The 4085-nt window shown below is 29.0% G+C and carries 3 protein-coding genes and 1 other RNA gene; 3 read left to right on the top strand and 1 reads right to left on the bottom strand.

All coding sequences use genetic code 11. The features are described 5' to 3' along the window. Positions 1–155 precede the first annotated feature (155 nt). From ACZM4J_RS10550 to ACZM4J_RS10540, 3 genes are all read left to right on the top strand, one after another. Positions 156–815: an LbetaH domain-containing protein gene (locus ACZM4J_RS10550; protein ID WP_022166322.1), complete on the top strand. Its 660-nt coding sequence runs from the start codon at positions 156–158 to the stop codon at positions 813–815. A gap of 61 nt (positions 816–876) precedes the next feature. Beyond that, positions 877–1057, top strand: a non-coding RNA gene (gene ssrS, locus ACZM4J_RS10545) — 6S RNA. A gap of 237 nt (positions 1058–1294) precedes the next feature. Beyond that, positions 1295–2656: a SpoIID/LytB domain-containing protein gene (locus ACZM4J_RS10540; protein ID WP_428244727.1), complete on the top strand. Its 1362-nt coding sequence runs from the start codon at positions 1295–1297 to the stop codon at positions 2654–2656. A 106-nt stretch (positions 2657–2762) separates the two neighbouring features. On the opposite strand, the gene ACZM4J_RS10535 is transcribed toward ACZM4J_RS10540, so the two are convergent. Beyond that, positions 2763–3617, bottom strand: coding sequence for a YihY/virulence factor BrkB family protein (locus tag ACZM4J_RS10535; RefSeq protein WP_370846349.1), 855 nt, complete (start codon positions 3615–3617; stop codon positions 2763–2765). Between the last annotated feature and the right edge of the window lie 468 nt (positions 3618–4085).

The raw sequence follows: 4085 nt of genomic DNA, 5'->3' as shown, positions 1-4085 counted from the left end.
CTTAATGTAAGTAGATTTAAACATCTATTAAGTGATTAACGCTAATCGCTTAATGTAAGTAAATTCATAGACATAATAATCACTTAATGTAAACAGATTTGCAAAATATTAAGCGATAACAATCGCTTAATATTAATGGAAAGAAAGGAGACAATATGTACACAATAAAAGACATGTACGATTTAAACGAAACAATCGCATCAGATTTATTTATAAACAAAACATATCCATGGGAGGTTCTTGGTGACATCGAGCAGTTTATTTTAAAATTAGGCCCAACACTTCCACAGGATGAATTCGACCATCCTGAAGAAAATATTTGGATTCACAAATCAGTAACAGTAGCAAAAACTGCTACATTAAACGGTCCATTAATTATTGATGCAGATACAGAGGTAAGACCGGGAGCTTTTATTAGAGGAAAAGCAATTGTTGGAAAAAACTGCGTTGTAGGTAATTCAACAGAATTAAAGAATGTTGTTTTATTTAATACAGTACAGGTTCCGCATTATAACTATGTTGGAGACAGTATTTTAGGAACACATTCACATATGGGAGCAGGTTCAATTACATCAAATGTAAAATCTGATAAAACATTAGTTGTTGTCAAAGGAAAAGACGAACAAATTGAAACCGGTTTAAAGAAGTTTGGGGCAATGCTTGGCGATTACGTTGAAGTAGGTTGTAACTCTGTTTTAAATCCGGGAACTGTAATTGGCAGACATTGTAATATTTATCCATTGTCAAGTGTAAGAGGTGTAATTCCTGAAAATCATATATTTAAAAATAAAGATGAAATAGTAGAAAAAAATTAGAAAAAACTATATTTTGTAAAATAAAAATTATTGCAAAATTGTTTTCAGTAGACTATAATAATCTTACCTGAGATGTTGGTTTGAAACCTGTTAATTTTGAACCTACAGTTTGATTAAAGGGATTCCTATATCTCTAAAGGGATGTCAAGCCTCCTTGTGAGTGGAAGGCAGTAACTTTAGATGCGGTTGCCCACCTGGCGTTTGCTAGGACTCAAAACACAGGACGGCATTTCGGGTATTACTAAAGAATAGAAAGCGTAGTATACCATGTATGCTACGCTTAATTTTTTATATAATAGAAATTATTTGGAAATTTCTATTATATAAAACGTTCCACTATGGATGCTCACTGGTGCGAAAAGAAAATAGTTGCGTGGCAACACGCACTTGGTGCGTATAATGTCGCCAGCGATATTCTTATTTTGTAATAGAAATTCTTTTAGGATAGTAACTAATTTTATTATATAAGGGAGTATAGAATGAAAAAAATTATAATACCAATACTTATATTTTTAGTAGTAAGTTTATGTTTTCTAAACTATGAATGTCAGGAAACTGTAATGAAAATTGATGCTGCATTTAACAGTGATACTCCTAAAAATCAAAACTTGGAAAAAACTACCAAAATACAGGAAACAAAAGGAAAAGTTAATCTAAATACATATAAAAGAAAGTACGTAAACATATTACTTACAAATAATTTTGATACTAATATTTATCAGAAAAAAATTATATTAAAAGGAAAATCATTAAATGTTTACTATGGAAAAAAATACAGTAACAAAACAAATAAAAGAAAGATAGAAATTACAACAGAAAGTTACATGTTCAAAAAGAACAATGTACTAAAAATTTATTCTAATAACATTGAGTGGGCCAACCATAATGTTGAGCATAATTCCCCAGTGTATTCAGGAACTTTTTACATATATAAGACTTCTAAAGGGATGGTAATAGTTAATCGGGTAGCAGTAGATGATTATATTTCAAAAGTTGTATCAAGTGAAATAGGTGGAGAAGCTCCTATGGAGGCTTTAAAAGCGCAGGCTGTTTGTGCCAGAACCTATATACTCAAATGCTCAAAGTCAAAATACAAAAAATATAATGCGATAGCAGATGACAGTACATCTTATCAGGTATATAACCGAATTGGCGAAAATAATAAAACAAAAAAAGCAGCTAAGGCAACCAATGGTATTGTTATGACTTATGAAAATGAACTGATTAACGCATACTATTTTTCAACTTCATGTGGCTATACTACAGATTATAGGATATGGGGCAAAGAAAAAAAGCTATACCTTCAAGGAACGAATATTACAAAAAATAAAACAGATATTATTGAAGAAAAAAACTTCAAAAAAATAATAACAAAAAATATAAAATCGTATGAAGACAAATATCCATTTTACAGGTGGAAAACTATTTTGACTTCAAATGAAATTAGTCAGACTATTAGTGCCACATATAGAAAGAATCTGGGAAAAATAGAAAAGATTGAAATTTTAGAAAGAGGAACTGGAGGTATAGCATCACAAATTTTAGTTAATGGAAACAAAGGAAAAATAATTATAAAAGGACAAAGTGATATTAGAAAAAATATATATCATTATGGTATGAAAATAAAATTAAATGGTGGAAGTGAAGTTAATAATATATCAATGCTACCAAGTGCGTTTATTTATATAGAAAAAGCCGGAAATAATTACATAATTTGGGGTGGTGGATTTGGTCATGGTAGTGGCATGAGTCAAAATGCTGCCATTGAAATGGCTAAGGATGGACGCACATACGATTACATTTTAAAAAAGTTCTATCATAAGATAGAACTTTCTAAATAATCTGCCATATTTGGTTTTCCATATAAAAGTATATAGAATTTTTTTAATAAAGATATATAATTTCCAAAATGAAAATTAATAATATTTAAATGCAATCCAATAAAATTTATAAAATATTACTCGTATCTAAATATTTTGCTTCAGTTTCAGGGTATATTTTTTTATTAATTTCTGCACCGATAAAGAAAATATAAATACAAAAATAAACCCATAACATAAGAATAATGAAGGCTGTTAAACTGCCATACATATAAGTCATGTTTGCAAAATTATCAATATACAAAGAAAAAACATAAGAGAAAACCAACCAGCCAAGAGCGCTAAACATTGCCCCCGGTATTGATTTTGCAAATGTTGTAAGACGTATATTTGCAAATTTATAAATAGTCATAAAGAATATTGTTAAAATAATGAAAGACAGAGAATATCTTAACATTAATGTTAGAAGTGTAATGTTCTTTAAAACCGGAAATAGTGAAATAAGCAATGTGAAAATTTTATTTCCAAATACAAGTAAAACCATTGTAAGAATAATTGCAACTACAAAGAAAACTGTATAAATCATAGAAATAAATCTTGAAATAAAATAGTTTCGGTTTTGATGTATTTTGCTGATTTCATATAAGCCGAACATTACTGATAATACCCCTTTAGAAGCTGACCAAATAGCAATAATAGCTGTAATTGAGATGGCAGTTCCTGAAACGTGGGTATAAAGTTCTTCAACAATTTGTACCAGTAATGGTTTAATGGTTTCAGGCGCATAATAGTTTAATAGTCTAATTATGTAGTTAGAATCCAAACTTGTCATACCTAAAACATTAAGGAACAGAAGCAAAAAAGGAAAAATTGACAAAATAATAAAGAAAGAAGCCTGAGCTGTATAAATGCCAACTTTGTCTTTTGCCATTCTGAAACAAAAGTCATATATTCTAAAAAAAAGCCTGCTAACTTTTTTCATGTGAATCTCCAATCGTAAAAAATTTGTTCTTGATGTACATGTTGAAATACCTATGGTAGCTTAACTTTTTCAACTAATATAGTGAGTGCACAGGTGTGCTAATCATTTCAACACTGCAATCTTGTATATATTATGTTTTTTTTCAAACAATATATGTGAAATTATAGCATTAATTTCTTAAAGTAACAATCAAATAAATTTAAGAGAAAACACGCAGTTAAATTTAAGGCAAAGCATACAATTAATCAAAATGACTTGCAATAATTTGTATGAATACATATGCGAGAGAACCATAAAAAATGTGTTTAACATAGAAAGAAAAAGTGCCTTATATACAGACCTAATATATAGTAAAATATGTTTTATTGTTAGTGTAAAATTTTAGTTGGCAAAAAATAAATAAAAAAATGGGAAGTAGAAAAAACCACTTCCCAATCATACAGTTTTTCTTTATGATATTAACTGCTC

This window comes from Eubacterium sp., from assembly GCF_057858645.1.
The sequence above is the reverse complement of the archived record's forward strand: the minus strand, read 5'-3'. Positions and strand labels throughout refer to the sequence as shown.